The organism is Samsonia erythrinae, assembly GCF_004342665.1.
In the GTDB taxonomy this organism is placed as follows: Bacteria; Pseudomonadota; Gammaproteobacteria; order Enterobacterales; family Enterobacteriaceae; genus Samsonia; species Samsonia erythrinae.
The window spans coordinates 245,321-270,377 of the sequence record NZ_SMBY01000001.1 but is presented as its reverse complement, the minus strand read 5'-3'; the positions used below and the strand labels follow the sequence as shown (position 1 = coordinate 270,377).

At 53.3% G+C, this 25,057-nt stretch carries 25 protein-coding genes; 11 read left to right on the top strand and 14 right to left on the bottom strand.

Annotated features, from left to right (window positions below; all coding sequences use genetic code 11):
* The first annotated feature begins 3 nt into the window (after window positions 1–3).
* Both cyoE and EDC54_RS01170 read left to right on the top strand, forming a co-directional pair.
* Entirely contained in the window at window positions 4–894 is an 891-nt protein-coding gene (gene cyoE / locus EDC54_RS01175) for a heme o synthase (RefSeq protein ID WP_132452438.1), read from the top strand.
* Window positions 895–1,044: 150 nt separating this feature from the next.
* Complete coding sequence (locus EDC54_RS01170; RefSeq protein ID WP_132452436.1) at window positions 1,045–2,409, top strand: MFS transporter; 1,365 nt, start codon at window positions 1,045–1,047, stop codon at window positions 2,407–2,409.
* A 127-nt stretch (window positions 2,410–2,536) separates the two neighbouring features.
* On the opposite strand, the gene EDC54_RS01165 is transcribed toward EDC54_RS01170, so the two are convergent.
* A complete protein-coding gene (locus tag EDC54_RS01165; protein WP_132452434.1) occupies window positions 2,537–3,028 on the bottom strand; it encodes a YajQ family cyclic di-GMP-binding protein in 492 nt (163 codons plus the stop codon).
* A 175-nt stretch (window positions 3,029–3,203) separates the two neighbouring features.
* Between EDC54_RS01165 and panE the strand changes: the two genes are divergently transcribed.
* Both panE and yajL read left to right on the top strand, forming a co-directional pair.
* Complete coding sequence (gene panE, locus EDC54_RS01160) at window positions 3,204–4,112, top strand: 2-dehydropantoate 2-reductase (RefSeq protein ID WP_132452432.1); 909 nt, start codon at window positions 3,204–3,206, stop codon at window positions 4,110–4,112.
* On the top strand, window positions 4,075–4,665 hold the full coding sequence (gene yajL / locus EDC54_RS01155; RefSeq protein ID WP_132452430.1) for a protein deglycase YajL: 591 nt from the start codon (window positions 4,075–4,077) through the stop codon (window positions 4,663–4,665). The genes panE and yajL overlap by 38 nt, the downstream gene beginning before the upstream one ends.
* 35 nt (window positions 4,666–4,700) lie before the next feature.
* Here yajL and thiI read toward each other — a convergent pair whose 3' ends face one another.
* Window positions 4,701–6,149 carry a tRNA uracil 4-sulfurtransferase ThiI gene (gene thiI, locus EDC54_RS01150; protein ID WP_132452428.1) on the bottom strand — a complete coding sequence of 483 codons (1,449 nt, stop codon included), beginning with the start codon at window positions 6,147–6,149 and terminating at the stop codon, window positions 4,701–4,703.
* Window positions 6,150–6,402: 253 nt separating this feature from the next.
* Between thiI and xseB the strand changes: the two genes are divergently transcribed.
* Genes xseB through dxs form a run of 3 tightly spaced genes read left to right on the top strand, consistent with a single transcriptional unit; the run spans window position 6,403 to window position 9,443 of the window.
* Window positions 6,403–6,651, top strand: a complete 249-nt coding sequence (gene xseB / locus EDC54_RS01145; protein ID WP_012773714.1) for an exodeoxyribonuclease VII small subunit — start codon at window positions 6,403–6,405, stop codon at window positions 6,649–6,651.
* On the top strand, window positions 6,648–7,559 hold the full coding sequence (ispA, locus tag EDC54_RS01140; RefSeq protein WP_132452426.1) for a (2E,6E)-farnesyl diphosphate synthase: 912 nt from the start codon (window positions 6,648–6,650) through the stop codon (window positions 7,557–7,559). The genes xseB and ispA overlap by 4 nt, the downstream gene beginning before the upstream one ends.
* Before the next feature lie 18 nt (window positions 7,560–7,577).
* Window positions 7,578–9,443: a 1-deoxy-D-xylulose-5-phosphate synthase gene (gene dxs, locus EDC54_RS01135; protein WP_132452424.1), complete on the top strand. Its 1,866-nt coding sequence runs from the start codon at window positions 7,578–7,580 to the stop codon at window positions 9,441–9,443.
* Window positions 9,444–9,489: 46 nt separating this feature from the next.
* On the opposite strand, the gene pgpA is transcribed toward dxs, so the two are convergent.
* From pgpA to nrdR, 6 genes are all read right to left on the bottom strand, one after another.
* Window positions 9,490–10,026, bottom strand: a complete 537-nt coding sequence (gene pgpA / locus EDC54_RS01130) for a phosphatidylglycerophosphatase A (RefSeq protein ID WP_132452422.1) — start codon at window positions 10,024–10,026, stop codon at window positions 9,490–9,492.
* Window positions 10,001–10,981 carry a thiamine-phosphate kinase gene (gene thiL / locus EDC54_RS01125; protein ID WP_132452420.1) on the bottom strand — a complete coding sequence of 327 codons (981 nt, stop codon included), beginning with the start codon at window positions 10,979–10,981 and terminating at the stop codon, window positions 10,001–10,003. The genes pgpA and thiL overlap by 26 nt, the downstream gene beginning before the upstream one ends.
* Window positions 10,982–11,047: 66 nt before the next feature.
* Window positions 11,048–11,467, bottom strand: coding sequence for a transcription antitermination factor NusB (gene nusB, locus EDC54_RS01120; RefSeq protein ID WP_132452418.1), 420 nt, complete (start codon window positions 11,465–11,467; stop codon window positions 11,048–11,050).
* 24 nt (window positions 11,468–11,491) lie between these two features.
* Window positions 11,492–11,968: a 6,7-dimethyl-8-ribityllumazine synthase gene (gene ribH / locus EDC54_RS01115; protein ID WP_132452416.1), complete on the bottom strand. Its 477-nt coding sequence runs from the start codon at window positions 11,966–11,968 to the stop codon at window positions 11,492–11,494.
* A 123-nt stretch (window positions 11,969–12,091) separates the two neighbouring features.
* The gene (gene ribD / locus EDC54_RS01110; protein WP_132452414.1) at window positions 12,092–13,243 is read right to left on the bottom strand and encodes a bifunctional diaminohydroxyphosphoribosylaminopyrimidine deaminase/5-amino-6-(5-phosphoribosylamino)uracil reductase RibD; all 1,152 of its coding nucleotides are present in this window, start codon (window positions 13,241–13,243) and stop codon (window positions 12,092–12,094) included.
* A 35-nt stretch (window positions 13,244–13,278) separates the two neighbouring features.
* Window positions 13,279–13,728: a transcriptional regulator NrdR gene (nrdR, locus tag EDC54_RS01105; protein WP_132452412.1), complete on the bottom strand. Its 450-nt coding sequence runs from the start codon at window positions 13,726–13,728 to the stop codon at window positions 13,279–13,281.
* A gap of 217 nt (window positions 13,729–13,945) precedes the next feature.
* On the opposite strand from nrdR, the gene EDC54_RS01100 reads away from it, so the two are divergent.
* Window positions 13,946–14,515 (top strand): SadB/YajI family lipoprotein, encoded by a 570-nt coding sequence (locus EDC54_RS01100; protein ID WP_132452410.1) that lies wholly within the window; start codon window positions 13,946–13,948, stop codon window positions 14,513–14,515.
* A gap of 331 nt (window positions 14,516–14,846) precedes the next feature.
* On the opposite strand, the gene secF is transcribed toward EDC54_RS01100, so the two are convergent.
* From secF to queA, 5 genes are all read right to left on the bottom strand, one after another.
* Entirely contained in the window at window positions 14,847–15,815 is a 969-nt protein-coding gene (secF, locus tag EDC54_RS01095) for a protein translocase subunit SecF (protein ID WP_132452408.1), read from the bottom strand.
* A gap of 10 nt (window positions 15,816–15,825) precedes the next feature.
* Complete coding sequence (gene secD / locus EDC54_RS01090; protein ID WP_132452406.1) at window positions 15,826–17,673, bottom strand: protein translocase subunit SecD; 1,848 nt, start codon at window positions 17,671–17,673, stop codon at window positions 15,826–15,828.
* Between the two features lie 27 nt (window positions 17,674–17,700).
* The gene (gene yajC, locus EDC54_RS01085) at window positions 17,701–18,033 is read right to left on the bottom strand and encodes a preprotein translocase subunit YajC (protein WP_012773703.1); all 333 of its coding nucleotides are present in this window, start codon (window positions 18,031–18,033) and stop codon (window positions 17,701–17,703) included.
* A 110-nt stretch (window positions 18,034–18,143) separates the two neighbouring features.
* Window positions 18,144–19,289, bottom strand: a complete 1,146-nt coding sequence (gene tgt, locus EDC54_RS01080) for a tRNA guanosine(34) transglycosylase Tgt (RefSeq protein ID WP_132452404.1) — start codon at window positions 19,287–19,289, stop codon at window positions 18,144–18,146.
* A gap of 94 nt (window positions 19,290–19,383) precedes the next feature.
* Complete coding sequence (queA, locus tag EDC54_RS01075; RefSeq protein WP_132452402.1) at window positions 19,384–20,451, bottom strand: tRNA preQ1(34) S-adenosylmethionine ribosyltransferase-isomerase QueA; 1,068 nt, start codon at window positions 20,449–20,451, stop codon at window positions 19,384–19,386.
* 186 nt (window positions 20,452–20,637) lie between these two features.
* Between queA and EDC54_RS01070 the strand changes: the two genes are divergently transcribed.
* From EDC54_RS01070 to EDC54_RS01060, 3 genes are all read left to right on the top strand, one after another.
* Window positions 20,638–21,219, top strand: a complete 582-nt coding sequence (locus tag EDC54_RS01070; protein ID WP_132452400.1) for an acyl carrier protein phosphodiesterase — start codon at window positions 20,638–20,640, stop codon at window positions 21,217–21,219.
* A gap of 201 nt (window positions 21,220–21,420) precedes the next feature.
* Entirely contained in the window at window positions 21,421–22,023 is a 603-nt protein-coding gene (locus EDC54_RS01065) for a peroxiredoxin C (protein WP_132452398.1), read from the top strand.
* A gap of 212 nt (window positions 22,024–22,235) precedes the next feature.
* Window positions 22,236–23,510: a mechanosensitive ion channel family protein gene (locus EDC54_RS01060; protein ID WP_132452396.1), complete on the top strand. Its 1,275-nt coding sequence runs from the start codon at window positions 22,236–22,238 to the stop codon at window positions 23,508–23,510.
* Between the two features lie 60 nt (window positions 23,511–23,570).
* Here the strand turns inward: EDC54_RS01060 and proY are convergent, their stop codons facing one another.
* On the bottom strand, window positions 23,571–24,947 hold the full coding sequence (gene proY, locus EDC54_RS01055) for a proline-specific permease ProY (RefSeq protein WP_132452394.1): 1,377 nt from the start codon (window positions 24,945–24,947) through the stop codon (window positions 23,571–23,573).
* Between the last annotated feature and the right edge of the window lie 110 nt (window positions 24,948–25,057).

The following is a 25,057-nucleotide window of genomic DNA, read 5'->3' as shown; positions in this document are numbered from 1 at the left end:
AAGATGATTAAGCAATACCTGCAAGTGACGAAACCAGGAATTATTTTCGGTAATCTAATTTCTGTTATCGGTGGATTTCTCCTTGCTGCCCAAGGCAGCATCGATTATCCCTTGTTTCTCGCCACCCTCATGGGTGTGTCGTTGGTCGTTGCCTCTGGCTGCGTATTTAACAATGTCATTGACCGCGACATCGACAAGAAAATGGAGAGAACGAAAAATCGGGTTCTGGTAAAGGGACTGATTTCGGTGAAGGTAACGCTGGTTTACGCATCGCTACTAGGTATTGCGGGCTTTGCTCTGCTGTACATCGCGGCTAACCCGCTGGCCATGTGGCTGGCGGTGATGGGCTTCGTCGTCTATGTCGGTGTGTATAGTCTGTACATGAAGCGCCATTCTGTTTATGGCACGCTGATTGGCAGCCTGTCCGGCGCGGCGCCACCGGTTATCGGCTACTGCGCCGTCAGCAACCAGTTCGACGCCGGCGCGTTGATTCTGCTGCTGATTTTTAGCCTGTGGCAGATGCCTCACTCTTATGCGATTGCCATTTTCCGTTTCAAAGACTACCAGGCGGCCAACATTCCGGTATTGCCTGTCGTGAAGGGGATCTCCGTTGCGAAAAACCACATCACGCTATATATCATAGCCTTTGCGGTAGCGACGCTGATGCTCTCTCTCGGCGGTTATGCGGGCTACAAGTATCTGGTCGTCGCCGCCGCGGTAAGCGTGTGGTGGCTGGGAATGGCGCTGTCAGGTTATAAAAATGCGATTGATGACCGTATATGGGCGAGAAAACTGTTTGTATTCTCCATCGTCGCGATTACCTCGCTAAGCGTCATGATGTCCGTTGATTCCATCGCGCCTGCGCACGACGTCCTGCTGACTTACGTGCGTTGATCGCAAGCACTGCCCTTTGCGAAAACAGGTGGCTTGTCCACCTGTTTTTTTTATCCTTTCCTCCCCCTGCGCCACAACGTAACAAACCTGTCGTTTACGGACTGCAAAAGAACGCTCTAAAATAGCGTCAATTTATTTTCAGAGGTACGAATGAACGATAACAAAATGACCCCGGGCGAGTTACGCGCCACATGGGGGCTGGGGACCGTTTTTTCACTGCGTATGCTTGGCATGTTTATGGTGCTGCCCGTTCTGACGACCTATGGCATGGCCTTACAAGGCGCAAGTGAAACGCTGATCGGTATCGCGATCGGCATTTACGGCCTGATGCAGGCAATCTTTCAAATTCCCTTCGGACTAATTTCCGATCGCGTTGGCAGGAAACCGCTCATCGTTGGAGGATTGCTGATTTTTGCGCTCGGTAGCATTATCGCGGCATTGAGCGATACCATCTGGGGCATTATTCTCGGCCGGGCATTGCAGGGGGCCGGCGCCATATCCGCCGCCGTCATGGCGCTGCTTTCCGACCTGACCCGCGAGCAAAATCGCACCAAGGCGATGGCATTTATTGGCGTTAGTTTCGGCATCACTTTCGCTATCGCCATGGTCATTGGCCCTATCGTTACCCATGCTTTCGGATTACAGGCGCTCTTCTGGGGCATTACCGTTTTGTCCCTCACCGGTATTGCGATCACGCTGTTCCTGATCCCCGCCGCTCCGGTGCATATCCTGAACCGGGAATCCGCGATGGTGCGCGGCAGTTTTCGCAAAGTGCTCGGCAATAGCCGCCTGCTGAAGCTGAATATCGGTATCATGTGCCTGCATATCTTACTGATGTCGAGCTTCGTCGCCCTGCCCCGTGTCATGGAATCCGCCGGATTAGCGCCGCAGGAGCATTGGAAAGTCTATCTGGTCACCATGTTGATCTCCTTTGCCGGCGTCGTTCCCTTCATTATTTATGCTGAAGTGAAACGGCGGATGAAACGGGTCTTCATCGGCTGCATCACGGTATTGATTGCCGCAGAGGTGATCTTGTGGTCAGCAGGCGGTCATCTCTGGCAGATTATCCTCGGCGTACAGTTTTTCTTTTTAGCTTTCAACGTGATGGAAGCGCTGTTACCGTCGCTGATTAGCAAAGAATCGCCGGCGGGATACAAAGGTACCGCCATGGGCGTTTACTCCACGACGCAATTTATCGGCGTGGCGATTGGCGGGAGCCTCGGCGGGGGATTATTTGAGCTTTACGGCGCCGCTGTCGTGTTTATGGCCGGTGCGGCCATTGCCGCCGTTTGGCTATTAATCAGCCTTACGATGCAGGAACCGCCTTATCTCAGTAGCCTGAGGATCGCACTGTCTGATTTTGCACTACGCGATACTGATCTGGAACATAAAATACGTACCCAACCGGGCGTCGTAGACGTCGTGATCGTGCCAGATGAATACAGCGCTTATGTAAAGATCGATAACAAGAAAACGAACCGACAGCAGGTAGAACAGTTGGCGGGATTGGCCTAACAACCGGTGCCACGGGTCTCAGGGCAATAACAACCGATTTATCGAATGAAAACGGGAGTCACGGCCTGCGCCAGCGACCTCAGGCCAGTATTCGCTGGCCTGAGCGTTAATCGGAGGCGCGCGCCAATCAATCACGGAAGTTAGTAAACTGGAACGGTTGTCCCAGATTGCCGCCCCGGATCAGCGCCATCACGCCTTGTAAATCATCGCGTGATTTCCCGGTGACGCGAACCTGTTCGCCCTGAATCTGCGCTTGCACTTTCAGTTTACTGTCTTTAATCAGTTTGACGATTTTCTTCGCTAGCGAGGTTTCAATTCCCTGCTTTAGTTTCGCCTCTACGCTATACGTCTTACCGCTGTGTTCTATTTCTTCCGGGACCTCTAACGCACCGCCTTCAATCCCGCGCTTGAGCAGCTTTTCACGCAGGATATCAATCAATTGCTGCACCTGAAAATCAGACTCGCTGGTGACTTTAACACTTTGCGATTTCTCATTCAGTTCAAAGCTGGCCGGTACATTGCGAAAATCCCAGCGGGTGCTCAGTTCACGCGTGGCGTTATCCACCGCATTACGGACTTCCTGCATATCAATTTCCGAAACAATATCGAAAGATGGCATAATTCCCTCTCCTGACAATTTGTCTGGCGAGCATGATAACCACTCTCGTGCGATAAGCAAGTTACCAGACACGATGCCAACGTTTCCACCGTGCGACCCCAACACGCAAGATCGCGCCATGGATAACAGCCTCTGCACGGGGACAACAAGACAGGCATCAACAAGGGAGACGCACATGAAGATCACCGTTCTTGGCTGTGGCGCACTGGGTCAACTATGGCTCGCGGCGTTACATCAGCAAGGGCATGATGTACAGGGATGGCTACGCATTCCCCAACCGTATTGTTCGGTTAATGTCACCATGCTGGACGGCCAACACTGTCATCTCAACCTGACGACAAACGATCCTGACCACCTTGCCCAGAGTGAATTGCTGCTGGTCACACTAAAAGCCTGGCAGGTTTCCAATGCCGTTACCACGCTGCTGCCACAGTTGAATCCTCACTGCGCAATTTTGTTGTTACATAACGGAATGGGAATACGGGAAGAACTGCCGACGCTGAAACAGCCGCTGATTCATGGTATTACCACACATGCCGCGCGGCGTGACGCCATGAATGTCGTGCATGTGGCCGCTGGCACAACGCATATCGGCACGTTTAACGGAGATGACAGCCAAAGCCATCTGGCCGAGGGGTTACATCAGGCCTTGCCTGACGTTGCCTGGCATACCAATATCAGCGCGGTCTGTTGGCTGAAACTGGCCGCTAACTGCATCATCAATCCACTCACGGTGAAATATCGCTGCACAAACGGCGAGCTTGCCCTGTACCCGGAGAAGATTATGCGACTTTGTCGGGAAGTGGCTGAAGTCATGGAACGGGAAGGCTTCCATACGTCACGGGACAGCCTGCTGAGCTACGTTAACCAGATTATTCAGAATACGGCCGCCAACACCTCATCCATGTTGCAGGATGTCATCGCTCAGCGCCATACCGAAATCGACTACATTACCGGGTATTTACTGCGCCGTGCGCGCCTCCATGGCCTGACGCTGCCGGAAAATGCCCGTCTGTTTGACTATATTAAGCAAAAGGAAAAGGATTATGACCGCATTGGCACTGGTGTGTCTGGCCCCTGGTAGTGAAGAGACCGAAGCCGTCACCACCATCGACCTGCTCGTCCGGGCCGGGATTAAGGTGACGCTCGCCAGTGTCGCCAGCGACGGCAACCTCGAAATCGTCTGCTCACGCGGCGTCAGGCTTCTGGCCGATGCGCCGTTGGCCACCGTCGCCGATCGACCTTTTGATGTGCTGGTGTTGCCCGGAGGACGACAAGGGGCGGAATGTTTCCGCGATAGCCCGATACTGGTGGAGTGCATCCGGCAAGCGCATCAGGAAGGGAAAATTGTCGCCGCGATGTGCGCGACACCGGCACTGGTGCTTGAATATCATCAACTTTTTCCGGTAGGAAACATGACAGGGTATCCAACTTTCAAAGAGAGCATTGCGCCAGAGAAATGGATGGAGAAACGCGTCGTCTACGACCCACGCGTGAATCTGTTAACCACGCAAGGTCCCGGAACCAGCATGGATTTTGCGTTAAAGATTATTGAATTACTGATGGGTAAAGAAAAAGCGGCCGAAGTCGCAGCCCAGCTTATCCTGCCGCCGGGCATTTATAACTATCGTGACTAACCTTGCGGAAAAAGGCGCATACGCGCCTTTAGTTGTTAAGGCCGATATACCTTCACATTGCTGAATCCCTGTTCGCGCAGATAGAGCGCCTGTAAACGGCTCATCACACCGCGTTCACAGTAAAGCAGGTAGGTTTTGCTCTGATCCAGATCGCCAAACTGCGTACCCAACTTGTAGAACGGTAAGGCTTTAATTTCCACCTGTTCCAGCTTAAGCGGCTTATCTTCTTGCTCATCTGGCGCACGAATATCCAGCAGCACATCGGTGGGCGCAAACGCCACTACCGTCTCGACTTCAACCACCTCTTGCTTCGTCTGTTCTGCAATCTCACGGATGTCGATATTACGGGCTTCGCTCACCACGCGATCCAGAATAGCGAAATCAAAATGCGCTTCTTCAGCTTCAATCTTTGCTTTCACCGCCTTCACGGTAGGGCTTTTGGAGATCACCCCACAGTACTCCGGCATCGTCTTGGCGAAATCTTCCGTACCAATCTCACGCGCCTGCCTGATGATATGCTCTTTATCATGAGAAATCAGCGGACGCAAAATGAGCGTATCGGACGCATTATCGATCAGGCGCAGGTTAGTCAGGGTCTGGCTGGACACCTGCCCTAACGCTTCGCCGGTCACCAATGCCTGAACACCATAACGCTCAGCGACTTTGGAGGCCGCACGCACCATCATACGCTTTAGCACAACCCCCATCTGACCATCATCGATTTTTTCCAGGATTTCACCCACCACCGGCTCGAAATCAATAGCGACAAAACGCACCCGGTGCGAGCTGCCGAAACGGTTCCAAAGATAGTGTGCGACCTGCTTCACGCCAATCTCATGCGCCGCGCCGCCCAGATTAAAGAAACAGTAATGCACGCGACACCCGCGACGCATCAGCATATAGCTGGATACGCCAGAATCGAACCCACCTGAAATCAGTGATAACACATCTTCCTGCGAACCAATCGGGTAACCGCCGATGCCCTCAACGCGCGCTTTAATCAACAGCAACCGATCCTGCTCGATTTCCAGATGCACCGTCATCTGCGGCGTGGTGAGATTCACGCGCGCGCTCTCAATATGCTGGTTCAAACCGCCGCCGACATAACGCTCAACATCCTGCGAGCTGAATTCATGCTTACCGCGGCGTTTTACCCGCACGCAAAAGGTTTTGCCTTCCAGCTGTTCGCGATACAGCGCCAGTGTCTGCTCGAAAATGTCGTGCATATCGGTATACGGGCGATCTTCAACGTCCAGAATATGGTGGATACCGGGAATTCTCGTCAGTGCATCACGAATCGCACCACGCTGACTTTCGTCTTTGGCTCGAACTTCGATATGATCCCAATGACGGACAACCGCCAGCGTTTCATCATAGTGTTTGAGTACGTTGCGAATGTTACCGGTCAGAATCTTAATAAAGCGCAACCGCACAGATTGGCTCTTGATGGTGATTTCCGGGAACAATTTAATGATAAACTTCATGGTGGCTGTCGTTACTTGGTCAGAAAGGCGTAAATAAATTTACCCTGAGCGCTAAAATCACGTTATCGGTAAAACCAGCGCGGACAGTGATGATTTTACCAATAGCATCCAGGGCGCGGAGTATATCATTATATGAGGCTATACTGTGCGCTTTAACCGTATAATTGTCGCACCATCATCGGATGCCCGAACGCAACACCGCGCTTTGCCGCCTTAAGCCAACAGCGTATAAAATCAGGATTCTGAAACCACTATGCCCAAGAAGACCGAGCAGCCAGTCAGCTTTGAGAGCTCGCTGAACGAACTGGAAAAAATCGTTACCCGCCTTGAATCAGGCGAACTGCCGCTGGACGATGCGCTAAATGAGTTTGAGCACGGCATTCAGCTCGCCCGTCAGGGGCAGCAAAAATTGCAACAGGCCGAACAGCGTGTACAAATCCTGCTCAGCGACGATCCCGATGCCCCGCTGTCACCGTTCACGCCGGACAACGACGCGCTATGACAGATTTCAGCGCGCAATTGAATGCGCATTACCAACGCACCAACCGTGTACTGGGCGATTTTATCGCCAGCCTCCCCTTTCAGAGTAGTCCACTGGTCAATGCGATGGAGTATGGCTCACTCTTAGGAGGCAAACGCCTGCGTCCGTTTCTGGTTTATACTACCGGAGAACTGTTTGGCATGCCGCTGGACAGTCTGGATGCCCCCGCAGCCGCGGTAGAATGTATTCATGCCTACTCGCTGATTCATGACGATCTGCCTGCCATGGACGACGACGATTTGCGCCGCGGGCAACCAACTTGTCATATTAAATTTGGCGAAGCGAATGCCATTCTGGCGGGCGATGCGCTGCAAACACTGGCATTTTCCATTTTAGCCGACGCCCCGATGCCTCAGGTAGCCGAGCGCGATCGGCTGGCGATGCTCTCTGAGCTGGCTCAGGCCAGCGGCGTAGCGGGAATGTGCGGCGGTCAGGCTTTCGATCTGGAGGCGGAAGGCCATCAGGTGGATTTAACGACATTAGAGAAAATCCACCGCCATAAAACCGGCGCGTTGATCCGCGCCGCCGTTCGGCTCGGCGCACTGGCGGCCGGAGAACCGGGGCGTGCCGCGTTGCCTTATCTGGATCGCTACGCTAACGCCATTGGTCTCGCTTTTCAGGTTCAAGACGATATTTTAGATGTTGTCGGCGATAGCGCGACAACAGGCAAGCGTCAGGGTGCAGACCAGCAACTCGGCAAAAGCACTTACCCTGGTTTACTGGGGCTTAACAATGCACGACAAAAAGCACAGGAACTCTATCAGGAATCACTGGCTTCGCTGGACGATCTCGCCGCATCCAGTTCGATCTCTCTGAATATTGCTCCACTACAAGCGCTGGCGAATTTCATCGTTGAACGCGATAAGTAATTATTTAATGAGTCTCTAATGAGTTTTGATACCGTAAAGTACCCGACACTAGCGTTAGTGGAAACACCGGATGAGCTTCGACTGCTGCCGAAAGAGAGCCTGCCGAAGCTGTGCGATGAATTACGCCAATATCTGTTGGACAGCGTCAGCCGTTCAAGCGGCCATTTTGCCTCAGGATTAGGGACGGTTGAGCTGACAGTCGCACTGCATTACGTCTATAACACGCCTTTCGATCATCTGGTCTGGGACGTCGGTCATCAGGCCTACCCGCACAAGATCCTGACGGGCCGTCGCGATCGTATTTCCACGATCCGTCAAAAAGGCGGTTTGCATCCATTTCCATGGCGAGATGAGAGTGAATACGACGTGTTAAGCGTCGGGCATTCATCCACGTCTATCAGCGCCAGTCTGGGTATGGCCGTTGCCGCCGAACGGGAAGGTAAAGGCCGCCGTACCGTTTGCGTCATCGGCGACGGTGCGATTACCGCAGGTATGGCTTTTGAAGCGATGAACCACGCGGGCGACATCAAATCCGATTTTCTGGTTGTGCTGAACGACAATGAAATGTCGATTTCGGAAAACGTCGGGGCATTGAATAACCATTTAGCACAGCTCTTGTCCGGCAAACTTTACGCCAGCCTGCGTGAAGGCGGTAAAAAAGTATTATCCGGTCTGCCTCCAATCAAAGAATTGGTAAAACGCACCGAAGAACACCTTAAAGGCATGGTCGTGCCGGGGACGCTCTTTGAAGAACTGGGTTTCAACTATATCGGCCCGGTTGACGGTCATGACGTTCAGGCGTTGGTCCATACGCTGAAAAACATGCGTAACCTGAAAGGCCCACAGCTCCTGCATATCATGACGAAAAAAGGCAAAGGCTACGCGCCAGCCGAGCAGGATCCGATCAGTTGGCACGCCGTACCAAAATTCGATCCGGCCAGCGGCACGCTGCCGAAAAGTAAAGACGGCGCATTGCCGACTTACTCCAGGATCTTCGGGCAATGGCTTCAGGAAACCGCTGCTAAAGACAGCAAACTGATGGCCATTACGCCCGCGATGCGTGAAGGTTCCGGCATGGTGCAGTTCTCTCGCGACTATCCACAGCAATATTTCGACGTAGCGATTGCCGAACAGCACGCGGTAACGTTTGCCGCCGGTCTGGCTGTCGGTGGTTATCATCCCGTCGTGGCTATTTATTCCACGTTTCTGCAACGCGCCTATGATCAGGTTATTCACGACGTGGCGATTCAGAATTTACCGGTTCTGTTCGCGATTGACCGGGGCGGTATCGTCGGCGCAGACGGGCAAACTCACCAGGGCGCGTTCGATCTCTCTTTTTTGCGCTGCATCCCAAACATGGTGATCATGACGCCCAGCGATGAGAATGAGTGCCGCCTGATGCTGCACACCGGATATCACTATCAGAAAGGCCCGGCTGCGGTACGTTATCCGCGCGGCGCTGGCACAGGAACAGAGCTGGGCGCGCTCGAAGAACTCCCTATAGGTAAAGGCGTGGTCTGTCGTCAGGGCGAGAAAATCGCCATTCTGAACTTCGGTACGCTACTGGCGGAAGCGAAAATTACGGCAGAAAAGTTGAACGCGACGCTCGTCGATATGCGTTTTGTAAAACCGCTGGACGAAACACTGCTGGAAGAGTTGGCTCAGTCCCATGACACGCTGGTGACGCTGGAAGAAAACGCCATCATGGGAGGTGCAGGCAGCGGTGTAAATGAATTCCTGCTCGCGAAACGCTTCGCCGTTTCGGTATTGAACCTCGGACTCCCGGACATCTTCATTCCGCAAGGCTCGCAGGAGGAAATTCGCGCCGATCTGGGGCTGGATGCCGCAGGTATTGAGCGCAGGATCGTAGAGTGGATGGAATAAACGCGTAGCGATAGCCGGTGCGATGCCCGGCTACACATACTGAAAGTCAGAACATCGGCCAGTGATGGCCGATAAAATAGATAATCCCCGCCGAAATCACCCCCGCGACGATATCATCGATCATGATGCCCATGCCTCCATGCACGTTGCGATCGAACCAGCGAATCGGCCAAGGCTTCCAGATATCCAGACAGCGAAAGACGACAAATCCCGCAGCCACCCATTGCCAGTCATCCACCGGGATCGCCATCAGGGTAATCCACATACCGACAAATTCGTCCCAGACGATACTGCCGTGATCGTGAACACCCATATCTTTTGCTGTCTGATGACACAGATAAACGCCGATGCAGATACTCAACATTACTAACAGAGAATACAGTTCGAGCGGCAGGAACGACATGAGATACCACAGAGGGATCGCCGCCAGCGATCCTACCGTGCCCGGCATCCAGGGCGACAGACCGCTACCAAACCCGCTCGCCAGCAAATGCCAGGGATTACGCAACCGCAGGCGACGCTTTGCCACTTCTGAGCCTTTCGACGTGTTCGCGGAATCAGTTTTGCCCGCTAAAATGGTCATATCCCTTCCAGTTGAGTTCAGTGGCTTTATCATCCCGGAAAAAACGCAGGCCTTCAGAAGCGGGGCCAATCTGCCCGATACAGGTATAATCTGCGCCGAGATGCCCCAAGGCAAGATCCAGCGCGCCACGGTTAATTTCCGGCACGGTAAAGCACAGTTCGTAATCTTCGCCGCCGGAGAGCGCCCAGCGCAGCGCCTGTTCTTTGTCCGTGCAGTCCCGCAGCCATTGAGATTGAGGAATCGCATCCAGATTAATGCGCGCCCCACACTCGCTGGCGTTGAGTATGTGTTGCAGGTCAGAGATGAGACCGTCGGAAAGATCAATGGCAGAGCTGGCCAGATCGCGCAGCGCCTGCCCCTGCAAAATTCTGGGCTGTGGACGAAGGTGGCGCTTAATCAATGCCTGACGAACGACGTCATCATCTGGATGTAGCCGGTTCTGGAGGATCGCCAAACCGGCGGCGCTATCGCCCAATGATCCGGTAACGTACACCCAGTCGCCGATTCTGGCGCCGCGGCGAGTCAGCGCCCGGCCAGCAGGCACCAACCCGTGGATAGTCAGCGTCAGGCTCAGCGGACCACGCGTGGTATCCCCCCCCACCAGCTGCATTCCATAGTAATCGAGTAATTCAAACAAGCTGTCGCTGTACGCGGACAACCACTGGCTATTGTTGTCCGGCAAGGTCATAGCCAGAGAGAGCCAGGCTGGATCGGCCCCCATCGCGGCCAGATCGCTTAGATTGACCGCCAGAGATTTGTAGCCTAAATCCGCAGGATCGATATCCGGCAAAAAATGCACGCCAGAGACCAGCGTATCGGCACTGACTGCCAGCACCTGTTTATCCGCAACCGTCAGTAACGCACAGTCGTCCCCAATGCCTAATTCAACATCGCGACGCGAACTTCGAACCCGATTAAAATAGCGGGCAATAAGGTCAAACTCACCCTCAACCATAACCTTTCCAGCCAGACTATCATTAAAAGCGATCAGGGCCGGATAACCGGCCCTGATTCAATTCATTTACTTCTTGCCTTTTCGCACGCTAGGAGCGGCTTTATCCAGCACGCCATTCACAAACTTATGGCTATCTTCCGCGCCAAAGACTTTCGCCAGTTCGATAGCTTCGTTTATCGCCACTTTGTAAGGAACGTCTTCACGCTTGCTTAGTTCAAACATCGCCAAACGCAGAATCGCTCTTTCAACCTGTCCCAGTTCCTCAAGCTGACGGGACAAGAACGGCGCCATCAATTGGTCCAGCTTTTCAGCCTGAGTGGCAACGCCCGCCAGCAATTCACGGAAATAGGTAATGTCGACATCTTTAACATCCTGCTCGCTCAGGAATTGTAGTTCAACATCGGCAATATCATTTTTAGATAACTGCCAAGAATAAAGCGCTTGAACCGCACATTCACGAGCGCGGCGACGAGCAGCAGGTTTCACAGAATTCCCCTTACTTAATCAGGCTTACTTAATCGCTTTCAATACATTAATCATTTCTAGCGCGGTTAGGGCGGCTTCTGCGCCTTTATTCCCCGCTTTTGTGCCGGCACGCTCAATTGCCTGTTCAATGCTTTCCGTCGTCAACACGCCGAAAGCCACAGGAATTTCGCTGCTCATCGCAACAGAGGACAGCCCAGAGCTGCATTCTCCGGCCACAAATTCAAAATGCGCCGTTCCACCACGGATAACCGTTCCCAGAGCAATCACGGCATCGTACCCGCCATCTTGCGTACTTTTCGTCAGCGCACGAACGGTCAACGGCAGCTCGTAAGCCCCCGGCACCCAGACAACGGTGATGTTTTCGTCTTTCACCTGCCCGATGCGTTTCAATGCATCCACCGCACCTTCCAGCAGGCTGTCGTTAATAAAATGGTTAAAACGCGCAATCGCAATCGCCACACGAGCATCAGGAGTCGCAACAACACCTTCGATAACGTTCATAGCTTTCCTTCTATCTGGTCTTTTTATCCGGTTTTTATCGCCCGCAGGGGGGCGGATTCTATCATAATTTTTGTTGGCGCATATCCGGTTTTGTCGGACCAGCGCCACGTATTTACCTGAACATCAGTATTTGGGGCTAAGACGCAGGCGCAAATCCGGGCCTACCTGACAAACGTCTGCGATGTCAAATTCCGGCGCCTGAGACAGCTGATTCAAACCGGGCAGGAAACACAAGGGGCGGGCATTTTCCCCCAGCAACTTAGGCGCAAGATAAACGATAAGCTCATCAACCACGCCCGCATTCAGCAGCGCTCCCGCTAAACTTGCCCCCGCTTCAACCCAGACGGAGTTAATCTGTCGCTTCCCCAACACCATCATCAGCGCAACCAAATCAACCCCTGCACGATGCCGTGGCAGCATCAATTGTTCGACCCCCTGGGGCCATGCTTGCTCATCCGCCTGCACGCGCGCCAGCCAGGTCTCTCCTGGTTGATGGACAACCCGATGCTGTGGCGTCACTCGTTGCTGGCTATCCACGATCACCCGCACGGGCTGCCTGACATCCACCTCTGCATAGCGCTGTTGCGTATCGGTATCCAGTTCAGACCAGCGCACCGTGAGCGAGGGGTCGTCAGCTAACACCGTCGCGCTGCTACTGAGGATCGCCGCACTCTGCGCACGAAAACGCTGCACATCCTGTCGCGCCTGTGACGAGGTAATCCACTGGCTTTCTCCCGATGCCATCGCCGTCCGCCCATCCAACGATGCCGCCATTTTAAGCTGAACAAAGGGGAACCCCGTCCGCATACGTTTCAGAAAGCCCCGGTTCACTTTCTCGGCCTCAGCCATCATCAGACCATGGCTAACCGCTATGCCGGCTTGCTGTAAACGATGCAAGCCACGACCAGCGACCTGCGGATTAGGATCCTGCATCGCGGCCACCACACGGGAAACACCAGCAGCAATCAGAGCATCAGCGCACGGAGGGGTTCGCCCCTGATGGCTGCATGGTTCCAACGTGACGTAGGCCGTTGCGCCGCGCGCCCGCTCGCCCGCCATTCTCAATGCATGAACTTCCGCATGCGGTTCGCCAGCGCGGAAATGATAGCCTTCCCCCACAATTTCCGCATCCCGCACGATCACACAACCGACATTCGGATTGGGGGCCGTCGTAAAGTGACCACGCCGCGCCAGTTCCAGCGCTCGCGCCATGTAGAATTCATCCTGCGGCGATTGACCGTTGCTCTGATTATCGCCGTTCTCAAAAACGCTCATTTTGCCCCTATTTCTCTCTGCCGGTTCGCCACGGTTTAATCCTGCAAACGCGCAATTTCTTCGCCGAATTCGCGGATATCCTCAAAACTGCGATACACCGAGGCAAACCGGATATAGGCGACTTTATCCAGTTTTCTCAGGGCTTCCATCACCAGATTCCCGACCATTTTGGTCGTGACTTCACGTTCCCCGGTCGCTCGCAGATCGGATTTAATCTGGGTAATCGCCATTTCTACATCATCAGAACTGACCGGCCTTTTTTCCAGCGCCTTCAACATGCCGCTACGCAACTTATCTTCATTAAAAGGCTCGCGTACTTCATTACTTTTGATGACGCGCGGCATCACCAGTTCAGCCACTTCAAATGTGGTGAAACGTTCATGACAAACCAGACACTGCCGACGGCGGCGCACCTGTGAGCCTTCGCCCACCAGACGGGAATCAATGACTTTGGTATCAACAGCGGAACAAAACGGGCAATGCATGATGCGTCCTGATCGGTAATCCATAACGTAAAGACAGTTTACCCTGAATTAATGGACTAACCAAAACTCCTGATCCACATTGCGAAGAGTTTCGCATCTCTTTCATTAAGCGGATGAAAAAAGCTGTCTCAACTATGACTTGCGCATAATCGAGGCTAAACTCAGCAACAGGGAGAAACGGATCAATGGATAAGACAGTGAAAGGGGAACCATAGAGATGAAAGCCCGCTATCGCGTACTCACCTTCCTGCCAGCGCTGCTTTTGCTTGCAGGGTGCGCCGAACAACGCCAGATGCCAAAATTGCAGAATCAGATAGGTCAGTTAAATCAGCAATTACAAACGCTGACCGTTCAGGCGACGGCGTTGGAACAACAAAATGCGCTTAATGCCCAGTCTACATCCGGCGTTTATCTGCTGCCTGCCGCACAAACCAGCGCCGAGCTGGAAAGCCGTATCGGCAGACTGAGTGCGTCATTACGCAATATAGAGACGGAAGCAAATGGCACCAGTGCATTGCTGCACATTCGCACGCTGGATGAGAAAGGACTCCCGGCCTTTAGCGCCCGGCTAGATTGGGGACGACTCGATCCCGTAAGCGGGAAACCGTTAGCCGGCGATACGCAAACGCAGTCCTTTGTCGTTTCGCCGTCACTTCTGCCCAAAGCCGAGGCCGTCATTGAGTTACGCCTGAGTAATTTATCGCCAGAAGATCTGGGTTTTGTGCGTCTGTATCAGGTTCAGGAAATACAAACGCCGCCGCCCGTTGCCGCTATCGAATCCCCATAGTTCCTGCTCGATCAAAAGCCGGAATGCAAAAAACCCCGTAAAACGGGGTTTCAAACCGTTGACAAACCCATCACTTTTTATCGAACGGTGAGAATGGAATGGAAGAGTAAAGCGTCCGCGCCAGGGACAAAAGCGTCAGGAACGCTTTTGAACGTCGCAAGCTACGGCCCTGAAAGGGTGAATCTCAGGGATGAGATTCATATCTGCGCGGTTCGAGCTTACAGGGACGTACTTGCAGCGTCTTTACGATCCATCCATTATCACCGCATATCGGACTTTGTCAGCAAACTCAAACCCCGTAAAACGGGGTTTTTCATATCAATAAGGCGGATTAAGGCAGGATAGACGGTTGATCCGCTCCCTCTTTTTCCACTTTCTGAATCAGCAGGTGTTCACGCTTCATCCCCAGTTTCAACGCCAGAGCAGAAGCAACATAAATGGAAGACACCGTACCGATAGACACACCAATCAGCATCGCCAGTGAGAAGCCTTCAAGCATTGCGCCGCCAAAGATGTAGAGCATCAGCACGACAACCAGAGTCGTTGCAGAAGTCATAATGGTGCGGCTCAGCGTCTGCGTCAGCGAGATATTCATGATCTCATAAGGCGTCCCGCGACGGATCTTACGGAAGTTTTCACGAATACGGTCAGACACCACGATACTGTCGTTCAGCGAGTAACCAATAACCGACATCAGAGAAGCGACAATGGTCAAATCGATTTCAATCCGAAACAGCGACAGCACCCCCATCGTGATGATGACGTCATGCGCCAATGCGATCACTGCCCCCAATGCCAGGCGCCACTCAAAGCGGAACCCCACGTAGATCAAAATACAGATCAGCGCACTCAGTAGCGCCATACCGCCTGCCTGTGCCAGATCGCTCCCGACGCTGGGGCCAACAAACTCGATACGTTTCACCGTCGCGTGTTGTTGCGTCCCCTCGTTGATAACCTCCAGCACTCGGTTCCCCAACGCCTGACCGGAAGTCCCGACGCTCGGCGGCATACGCACCATCACATCACGGCTGCTGCCAAAATTCTGGATCAACGGATCGTGGAACCCCGCCTTTTCCAGAGAGTCCCGGATCTGATCCAGATCGGCGGGTTTTTCGAGATTGATTTCGATCACCGTACCGCCGGTGAAATCCAATCCCCAGTTAAAACCGCGCGCGCCTATCACTATCAGAGAAAGAATAAGCAGCGTTCCTGAAATCAGAAAGGCGACGTTATCCCAACGCATGAAATCATAAACACGGCGTCCGTAGTTCAGTTGTTCAACGGTATAATCCTGTGCCACAACGCACTCCTCAGATAGACAGCTTGTTAATGCGTTTGCCGCCGTAAAGCAGGTTAACGATGGCACGAGTACCGACTATCGCCGTGAACATGGAGGTCGCAACCCCAATTGCCGTCGTGATAGCAAAGCCTTTAATCGAACCGGTTCCCACCGCATAAAGAATAACGGCGGTAATGAGCGTCGTCAGGTTCGCATCCACAATACTGGAAAACGCGCCCTTATACCCTTCGTGAATCGCCTGCTGGACTGAACGTCCATTCTTCAGCTCTTCTTTTATACGCTCATTAATCAATACGTTGGCATCCACCGCGACCGCCAGCGTCAACACGATACCGGCAATCCCCGGCATGGTCAGCGTGGCTCCCGGCAGCAGCGACATGATGCCAACGATCAACACCAGGTTCGCAACCAGCGCGGTGGTCGCAATCATGCCAAACTTACGGTAGTACACCACCATAAAGACGATAGAAGCCACAAGCCCCCACAAACAGGCTTCCAGCCCCTGGGTGATATTCTGCATCCCCAGCGTTGGCCCAATGGTGCGCTCTTCCACAATCTGAATCGGCGCAATCAATGCCCCTGCACGCAGCAGCAGAGAGAGCTGACGCGCCTCATTCGGGTTATTGATCCCCGTAATGCGGAAGCTATTGCCCAGACGCGATTGGATCGTCGCCACGTTAATGACTTCTTCGTGTTTCTCCAGCAGCGCACGACCATTGGCGTCTTTCTTGCCGCTGTCTTTATACTCGACAAACAGCGTCGCCATCAGTTTGCCAATACTGTCCTTGGTAAAGTTGGACATGGTATTGCCACCCGCGCCGTCCAGTGAAATATTCACCTGCGGCTGATTGTACTCATCCGTACTTGATGTTGAATCGGTAATGTGGTCGCCCGTCAGAATCACACGCTTAAACAGCACCACCGGCGAGCCGTCACGCATATTCTTCACTTCGGAATCGCCCGGCACACGACCGTTTGCTGCGGCGGTCACATCGGCGTCACTATTAACCAAACGGAATTCCAAAGTGGCGGTCGCGCCAAGAATTTCTTTCGCGCGCGCGGTATCCTGAATACCCGGCAGCTCAACAACAATACGGTCTGCGCCCTGACGTTGTACCAGCGGCTCTGCTACCCCCAGTTGGTTCACACGGTTACGCAGGATATTGATGTTCTGCTGTACCGCGTATTCACGCGCTTCACGCAGGCGTTCATCCGACATGACCGCACGCAGCAGGTTGCTGCCGCTGCCGCTGAGAACCAGATCGCGATGGCGAGAGGTCAGGTAGCTGAGGCCGCTATCACGGGTTTGGCCGTCACGAAAGCGGATTTCAACGCCGTAATTATCAATCTTACGTACGGCGGCATAAGGGATGTTCTTTTCACGCAGATCGCTGCGCAGCGAGTCCATCGTTTGCTCTTGCAGTTTCCCCAGCGCGGTATCCATATCCACCTCCATCAGGAAGTGAACGCCGCCACGCAGGTCAAGCCCCAGCTTCATCGGCTCAGCGCCCAACACGCGTAGCCAGGTTGGCGTTGCCGGAGCCAGATTGAGTGCAACGACAAATTTTTCGCCCAGCGCATTAACGAGCGCTTCGCGCGCGCGCAGCTGTACATCGGGGTTAGAGAAGCGAGCCAAAATCGCACCGTTTTCCAATGCAATCGACTTACTGGTGATATTCTGTTCTTTTAAGACATTCTGGACTTGGATCAGCGTCGTTTCGCTGGCGGCGGTTCCCCGCGCGCCAGTAACTTGTACCGCCGGATCCTCACCATAAAGGTTAGGAAGCGCATAGAGCAGGCCGATGATCAACACCACGGCCAGCATCAGGTACTTCCACAAAGGATAACGGTTTAACACGGCAGTTCCCTTCGGGAAAATCGGAAATTACAGGGCCTTAATCGTGCCTTTCGGCAGCACGGCAGCCACGAAATCACGTTTGATGACCACTTCATTGGTCTCATTCAACGCGATGGCAATATAGCCCGTTTCAGACACTTTCGTCACGCGCCCGACCAGACCACCGGTCGTTAACACTTCATCACCTTTGCTGATGGAGTCCATGAGCTTTTTGTGCTCCTTCGCGCGTTTTTGCTGAGGACGCAGGATCATAAAGTAGAAAATCAGACCAAAAACGGCCAGCATAATAACCAGAGAGTACGGGCTTCCCTGAGCCGGAGCACCGGTCGCAGCCACGGCATCGGAGATGAAAAGACTCATTTAAATATCCTCTTTTTTGTCAAAAGATAAGCTATCAAAAAGATAAGTTATCAACCTTACAATCGTAAAAACGCTTCACAGCAAAATGCAATTCATAACAGCGCGTAGTGTCAGTTGCCTGCGGCAACGTTTTCTTCAGCAAGCGGCGGAATGGGTTTACCTAACCGCTGGTAAAAGTCCACCACAAAGCGCTCTAATTTACCCTCTTCAATGGCCTGACGTAAACCCGCCATTAAACGCTGATAATAACGCAAGTTATGGATGGTATTGAGTCGCGCGCCGAGTATTTCGTTACAACGGTCAAGGTGATGCAAGTAGGCCCGGCTATAATTGCGACACGTGTAGCAATCACAATGTTCATCCAGCGGGCTGACGTCATCTTTATACTTCGCGTTACGGATTTTCACCACGCCGTCAGTGACAAACAGATGTCCGTTACGGGCGTTGCGCGTCGGCATCACACAGTCAAACATGTCGATCCCGCGGCGCACGCCTTCCACCAGATCTTCCGGTTTACCAACGCCCATCAGATAACGCGGTTTATCTTCCGGGATCTGCGGACAGACATGCTCCAGAATGCGATGCATATCCTCTTTCGGTTCACCCACGGCCAAACCGCCCACAGCGTACCCATCAAAGCCAATATCTACCAGACCTTTTACGGATACATCACGTAAATCTTCGTAAACGCCGCCTTGAATAATCCCGAACAGCGCATTCTTATTATTCAGCTCATCAAAACGCTGACGGCTGCGTTTCGCCCAGCGCAGCGACATCTCCATCGAACGTTTGGCATAATCCCAATCGGCAGGATACGGCGTACACTCATCGAAGATCATGACGATATCGGAACCGAGATCGTACTGAATCTCCATTGATTTTTCCGGGCTAAGGAAAATCGCGTCTCCGTTGATCGGGTTACGGAAATGTACGCCTTGTTCGGTAATTTTGCGGATATCGCCAAGACTGAACACCTGAAAACCACCGGAGTCCGTCAGAATCGGACCATGCCATTGCATGAAATCGTGCAGATCGCCGTGCAACTTCATAATTTCCTGACCGGGGCGCAGCCACAAATGGAACGTGTTGCCGAGCAGGATCTGCGCGCCGGTCTCTTTCACTTCTTCCGGCGTCATCCCTTTCACCGTGCCATAGGTCCCTACGGGCATAAAAGCCGGTGTTTCCACCACGCCGCGTTCAAAAATCAATCTGCCGCGTCGCGCACGACCGTCCGTTGTGTGTAATTCGTACTTCACTTAGCCTCCAACACCAGAAAACAGTCTGATGGTCATCATATTTACGCCTGACAGAGCCTGGTCTGTGGCGTCCCTATTTGTATGAAAAGCGGGTTTATCCCACGTTTTCCTGTTCGGCTGCCGGGTTGCGCGTAATAAACATGGCATCGCCGTAGCTGAAAAAACGGTATTGTTGCGCCACCGCCTCACGGTAGGCGGACATGGTGTTCCGATAGCCGGCAAAGGCCGATACCAACATGATTAAGGTGGATTCCGGCAAATGGAAATTCGTCACCAGCGCATCAATAATACGGTAGTGGTAGCCAGGATAGATAAAAATTCGGGTATCGCCAAAAAAGGGCGCAATCAACGCGTCCTGACTGGCTTGCGCGGCACTTTCCAGTGAGCGTACCGAGGTCGTGCCAACGGCTATTACGCGGTTTCCCCGCGCTTTGCACGCGAGCACGGAGTCGACGACATCCTGCGGTACTTCGGCGTATTCGGCATGCATGATATGGTCTTCAATGGTTTCCACACGCACAGGCTGGAATGTTCCCGCCCCGACATGCAGCGTGACAAATGCCATTTCAATGCCTTTCTCGCGCAGCGCGGCCAGCATCGGTTCATCAAAGTGCAGCCCTGCCGTCGGCGCGGCCACGGCCCCCGGACGTCGACTGTACACGGTCTGATAAAGTTCGCGATCGGCATCTTCATCAGGCCTGTCGATATACGGCGGCAACGGCATGTGGCCGATATCATTCAGGATCGACAGGACATCGCGGGAATCGTCGAAATGCAGTTCAAACAGCGCATCGTGGCGAGCCGCCATCGTGGCTTTGACGCTTTCGTCATCCCCCAGCAGCAGTTCCGTTCCGGGCTTCGGCGCTTTTGACGCTCGAACATGCGCCAGCACCCGATGTTCATCCAATACGCGCTCAACCAGTACTTCCAGCTTGCCGCCGCTTGCCTTACGGCCAAACAAACGCGCCGGAATGACGCGCGTATTGTTGAACACCAGCAGGTCGCCCGGGTTCAGTTTCTCCAGTAAATCAGTAAATACACCGTGCGTCAGGTTCCCCGTCGACCCCTCCAGCGTCAGCAGGCGGCATCCGCTGCGTTCCGTCTGTGGATAGTGGGCAATCAATGAGTCAGGGAGTTCAAATGAAAAATCGGCAACGCGCATGGCAATTCACTTAGCTGTTAATACATGGAAAATGGGCGGCCTAGTCTAGAGCCGCAAGCGCATGGCTGCAAGAAATAAGCACGTACCAACGCGACACTCTCCTCGCAACGTCATTCCCTGCGCGCAATCGTCCCTTGCGAACAATGGGATGTGCGCAGGCGGTGATGAAAGGTATATACTATCGCGATGAATTTTCTTGCTCACCTCCATCTCGCCGCGCTGGCCGACAGTTCCCTGTTAGGCAACCTGATGGCGGACTTTGTGCGCGGTAACCCGCAGAACGGTTACCCCAACGAGATCGTCGCAGGCATACGCCTGCATCGCCGCGTCGATGTGCTCACCGACAGCCTGCCGGAAGTCAAACAGGCGCGTCAGTATTTCAGCGAAGCCCATCGCCGCGTTGCGCCGATCACGCTGGATGTTCTGTGGGATCATTATCTCGCGCGCCACTGGCAGCATCTGGTGCCGGATACGCCGTTACAGACGTTTATTGACGGCGCGCAATCACAAATTGAGCCGTATCTGGCACTCACGCCCGATGGCTTTCAGCATCTCAATCGCTATCTGTGGCCAGAACGCTGGCTGACCCGCTATGCGGAACTGCCGTTTATCGCCGATGTGCTGCGGAGAATGTCGGTACGTCGTCCGAAACTGGTCGCGCTGGCCGGCTCTTTTCAGGATATCGAGCAGCATTATCACCAATTCGAAACGCTCTTCTGGCAATTTTATCCGCGCATGATGCAGTTAGCGAAAGCTCATCAGCTCTGAGATCGCCACGTTTGTCTGGTATTTCACGCTTGATATCAGAAGCGTCAGCGTAAATCCCTGAAAGGAAACAGCGATTACATCAATAGGTAGAAACTATCTCACTGATTGGTCTCTTTGCCTGTATTCGTGCGGGCAGAATCCCTATACTAATTGCTGTTTTTTATATCCTCCAACCATTAACCGTTATCTACAGGAGTAATTATGGTCCTGGTAACTCGTCAAGCTCCAGACTTCACCGCAGCTGCCGTTTTAGGCAGTGGCGAAATCGTCGAAAATTTCAACCTTAAGAAGCACATTAATGGCAAAGCCGCCGTGATCTTCTTCTGGCCGATGGACTTCACCTTTGTTTGTCCTTCTGAGTTGATTGCCTTCGATCACCGCTATGCCGAATTCCAGAAACGTGGCGTAGAAGTGGTTGGGGTTTCTTTCGACTCCGAATTTGTTCACAACGCATGGCGTAAAACCCCGGTCGATAAAGGCGGTATCGGGGAAGTGCAATACGCGATGGTTGCGGACGTTAAGCGTGAAATTCAAAAAGCCTACGGCATCGAACACCCAGAAGCCGGTGTTGCGCTGCGTGGTTCTTTCCTGATCGACAAAAACGGTATCGTTCGCCATCAGGTCGTTAACGATCTGCCGCTGGGCCGTAACATTGATGAAATGCTGCGTACCGTTGATGCCCTGCAATTCCACGAAGAGCACGGCGAAGTGTGCCCGGCACAGTGGGAAAAAGGAAAGTCCGGGATGGGCGCGTCACCAGACGGCGTGGCTAAATACCTGTCTGAAAACGCGGATAAGCTGTAATCCCTATTCTGCCTGACAGCAGGATAATGACCAGGCCAGTTACCCCGGTAACTGGCTTTTTCTTTGCCCGCGATTTTCGCACATCGCCTTCCCTGCCTCGTCCTTCCCGTCGAGATCCCAGCCAATACAAAAGGTTGACTGGGGCCGCTAAATCCTTAGCCTTAATACATCGTGTTCATGCACGACAGATTCATTGAACTAAAGGAGAACGCATGCAACAAAATCTCGCGCGCTGGCTGGAACAGGCACAGATACAACACGCTGGCATCATTGCGTTACTGATTGTTCTCGGGCTGATATTGCTCATTTCTGCCGTCATTCACCTGATTTTGCATCAGGTTGTGCTGAAAAGAATGGTGCTGCGTTCACTCAATAAACCCGGTAAAACCGAGGGGCACGGGTGGAAACAGGCGCTGACGCAGCACAACTTGTTTAACCGTCTGGCCTTCTTGCTACAAGGGGTGATCCTCAATATTCAGGTCTTTGTGTGGCTTCCCGCACAGAGTGAAACCCGTGAAGCGCTGATTATCTGCTCCCAGGTGTGGATCATGATTTTTGCGCTGCTGTCCCTGTTCTCGCTACTCGACGTTCTCCTCAACGTCTCCGCCCGAACCAAAGTCGCCGCGCAGCTGCCGCTACGCGGTATCTTCCAGAGCCTGAAACTGATCGCCACTGTCGTCATCAGTATCATGGTGGTCTCATTACTCATCGGTAAATCGCCGCTGATTCTCATCAGTGGCTTAGGTGCCATGGCCGCCGTACTGATGTTGGTATTCAAGGATCCGATCATGGGGCTGGTCGCCGGTATCCAGCTCTCCGCCAACGATATGCTGACGCTGGGAGACTGGCTGGAAATGCCGAAATACGGCGCTGACGGCGCCGTTATCGATATCGGGCTGACGACGGTCAAAGTGAAAAACTGGGATAACACCGTCACCACCATCCCGACCTACTCGCTGGTTTCCGACTCTTTCAAAAACTGGCGTTCGATGTCGGAATCCGGCGGCAGGCGGATCAAGCGCAGTATCAATATCGATACCACCAGCGTACATTTCATGACGGAAGACGAGCAGGCGCGCTTGCTGCGCAGCACCTTGCTGTCGTCTTACATTCAGAACAAACAGAGCGAACTGGAGCAACACAATGCGCAATCCAATTCCGACCTGACCTCGCCGCTTAACGGCAGACGTCTGACGAATTTAGGGACGTTCCGCGCTTATCTTCAGGTTTATCTGCGCGCGCATCCGGGCATTCATAAAGGGATGACGCTGATGGTGAGACAGCTTTCACCAACGTCTGAAGGCGTACCACTGGAGATTTACGCCTTTACCAACACCACCGCCTGGGTCGATTACGAAAGCATTCAGTCTGATATCTTTGACCATATCTTTGCGATTTTACCGGAGTTCGATCTCCGCGTTCATCAAACGCCGACCGGCCACGATATGCGGATAATGGCGCAGCAAATGACTGCTCCGAAAGCGTAATATCAGCTCAAAAAAACGCGCTGATGGGAGCGCTCTGACGGGAGCGCTCCTTCTGATAGTTTAATGCTGTGCAGCCACCGCGTTCTGACGCTTCTTCTTCCAGACATAGCCCAGTAAGAGCAGCGCGATCCAGATGACGCCGACATACAGCGACACGCGGGTATCCGGGAAGTAGCCGATCAAACCGATAATGAAGAACAGGAAGAGAATACCGAATATGGACGTGGCAATACCACCGCGCAGCGGGAACGCCAGCGCCTTCACTTCATCCCGGCTCAAGCGGCGGCGGAACGCGATCTGGGAAAACAGAATCATGATCCATACCCACACCGTGGCGAAAGTCGCCAGCGACGCAATCACCAGGAAAACCTTGCCGGGCATGATGTAGTTCAGGTACACCGCCACCAGCAGCGCCATCATCATGACAACAACCGTTACCCACGGAATACCGCGATGGGAAATGCGGGTGAACATTTTCGGCGCATGCCCCTGCTCCGCCATCCCGTGCAGCATACGGCCTACGCCAAATACATCGCTATTAATCGCCGACAGTGACGCGGTAATCACGACAAAATTGAGGATACCCGCCGCAGCGGTAATGCCCATATGCTGGAACGTCAGTACAAACGGGCTCCCATTGGTGCCGACCTGATTCCACGGGTAAATCGACATAATGACGAACAGCGTGCCCACATAAAACACCAGAATACGCCAGGGAACAGAGTTAATGGCGCGGGGAATGGATTTATGCGGATCTTTGGCCTCACCCGCAGTAATCCCGATAATCTCAACGCCGCCATACGCAAACATCACCAGTTGCAGCGATAGGATCATCCCCATCACCCCGTTACTGAAGAATCCGCCATTGGTCCACAGATTATGAATGCCGGTAGGTTCACCGCCGTTGCCAATCCCCCAAATGATAATGCCGATCCCGGCGACGATCATGATGATAATCGTGGCAACTTTAAAAAAGGAGAGCCAGAATTCCAGCTCGCCGAACGCCTTCACATTCATGAGGTTGATAGCGCCGATAATGAGTACCACGCTCAAAACCCAAACCCAGTGCGGCACCGCCGGGAACCAAACGCCCATGTAGATACCGAACGCGGTCACATCGGCAATGGCAACAATCAGCATCTCAAAACAGTAGGTCCAGCCGGTGATATACCCCGCCAGCGGACCGAGATAATCCTGTGCATAGCGAGAAAAAGAGCTGGATTGCGGATTGTGTACAGACATTTCGCCCAGCGCGCGCATGATAATGTAAGCGACGACGCCGCCAATCAGATAAGCCAACAGCACGCTGGGGCCTGCCATCTGAATTGCGCTGGCGGAACCATAAAAAAGGCCGGTTCCTATCGCCGAACCCAAGGCAATAAAACGAATGTGCCGCGTACTTAATCCACGCTTGAGCTTGGAAGATGGTTGTTCCATTGGTAAGCAACCCTGTCTTATAAAGAGAATTTTACAAAAGAAAAACCACAGGCAAGGCCTGTGGTATCAACATCCAACATATTTTCAGGGGCAAAGCGCCCCTGCATAGT

Excerpts from the sequence above, each read along its gene's own strand:
- cyoE (WP_132452438.1), top strand. The coding sequence starts at position 4 with ATGATTAAGCAATACCTGCAAGTGACGAAACCAGGAATTATTTTCGGT.
- EDC54_RS01170 (WP_132452436.1), top strand. The coding sequence starts at position 1,045 with ATGAACGATAACAAAATGACCCCGGGCGAGTTACGCGCCACATGGGGG.
- EDC54_RS01165 (WP_132452434.1), bottom strand. The coding sequence starts at position 3,028 with ATGCCATCTTTCGATATTGTTTCGGAAATTGATATGCAGGAAGTCCGT.
- panE (WP_132452432.1), top strand. The coding sequence starts at position 3,204 with ATGAAGATCACCGTTCTTGGCTGTGGCGCACTGGGTCAACTATGGCTC.
- yajL (WP_132452430.1), top strand. The coding sequence starts at position 4,075 with ATGACCGCATTGGCACTGGTGTGTCTGGCCCCTGGTAGTGAAGAGACC.
- thiI (WP_132452428.1), bottom strand. The coding sequence starts at position 6,149 with ATGAAGTTTATCATTAAATTGTTCCCGGAAATCACCATCAAGAGCCAA.
- xseB (WP_012773714.1), top strand. The coding sequence starts at position 6,403 with ATGCCCAAGAAGACCGAGCAGCCAGTCAGCTTTGAGAGCTCGCTGAAC.
- ispA (WP_132452426.1), top strand. The coding sequence starts at position 6,648 with ATGACAGATTTCAGCGCGCAATTGAATGCGCATTACCAACGCACCAAC.
- dxs (WP_132452424.1), top strand. The coding sequence starts at position 7,578 with ATGAGTTTTGATACCGTAAAGTACCCGACACTAGCGTTAGTGGAAACA.
- pgpA (WP_132452422.1), bottom strand. The coding sequence starts at position 10,026 with ATGACCATTTTAGCGGGCAAAACTGATTCCGCGAACACGTCGAAAGGC.
- thiL (WP_132452420.1), bottom strand. The coding sequence starts at position 10,981 with ATGGTTGAGGGTGAGTTTGACCTTATTGCCCGCTATTTTAATCGGGTT.
- ribH (WP_132452416.1), bottom strand. The coding sequence starts at position 11,968 with ATGAACGTTATCGAAGGTGTTGTTGCGACTCCTGATGCTCGTGTGGCG.
- ribD (WP_132452414.1), bottom strand. The coding sequence starts at position 13,243 with ATGAGCGTTTTTGAGAACGGCGATAATCAGAGCAACGGTCAATCGCCG.
- nrdR (WP_132452412.1), bottom strand. The coding sequence starts at position 13,728 with ATGCATTGCCCGTTTTGTTCCGCTGTTGATACCAAAGTCATTGATTCC.
- EDC54_RS01100 (WP_132452410.1), top strand. The coding sequence starts at position 13,946 with ATGAAAGCCCGCTATCGCGTACTCACCTTCCTGCCAGCGCTGCTTTTG.
- yajC (WP_012773703.1), bottom strand. The coding sequence starts at position 18,033 with ATGAGTCTTTTCATCTCCGATGCCGTGGCTGCGACCGGTGCTCCGGCT.
- queA (WP_132452402.1), bottom strand. The coding sequence starts at position 20,451 with ATGCGCGTTGCCGATTTTTCATTTGAACTCCCTGACTCATTGATTGCC.
- EDC54_RS01070 (WP_132452400.1), top strand. The coding sequence starts at position 20,638 with ATGAATTTTCTTGCTCACCTCCATCTCGCCGCGCTGGCCGACAGTTCC.
- EDC54_RS01065 (WP_132452398.1), top strand. The coding sequence starts at position 21,421 with ATGGTCCTGGTAACTCGTCAAGCTCCAGACTTCACCGCAGCTGCCGTT.
- EDC54_RS01060 (WP_132452396.1), top strand. The coding sequence starts at position 22,236 with ATGCAACAAAATCTCGCGCGCTGGCTGGAACAGGCACAGATACAACAC.
- proY (WP_132452394.1), bottom strand. The coding sequence starts at position 24,947 with ATGGAACAACCATCTTCCAAGCTCAAGCGTGGATTAAGTACGCGGCAC.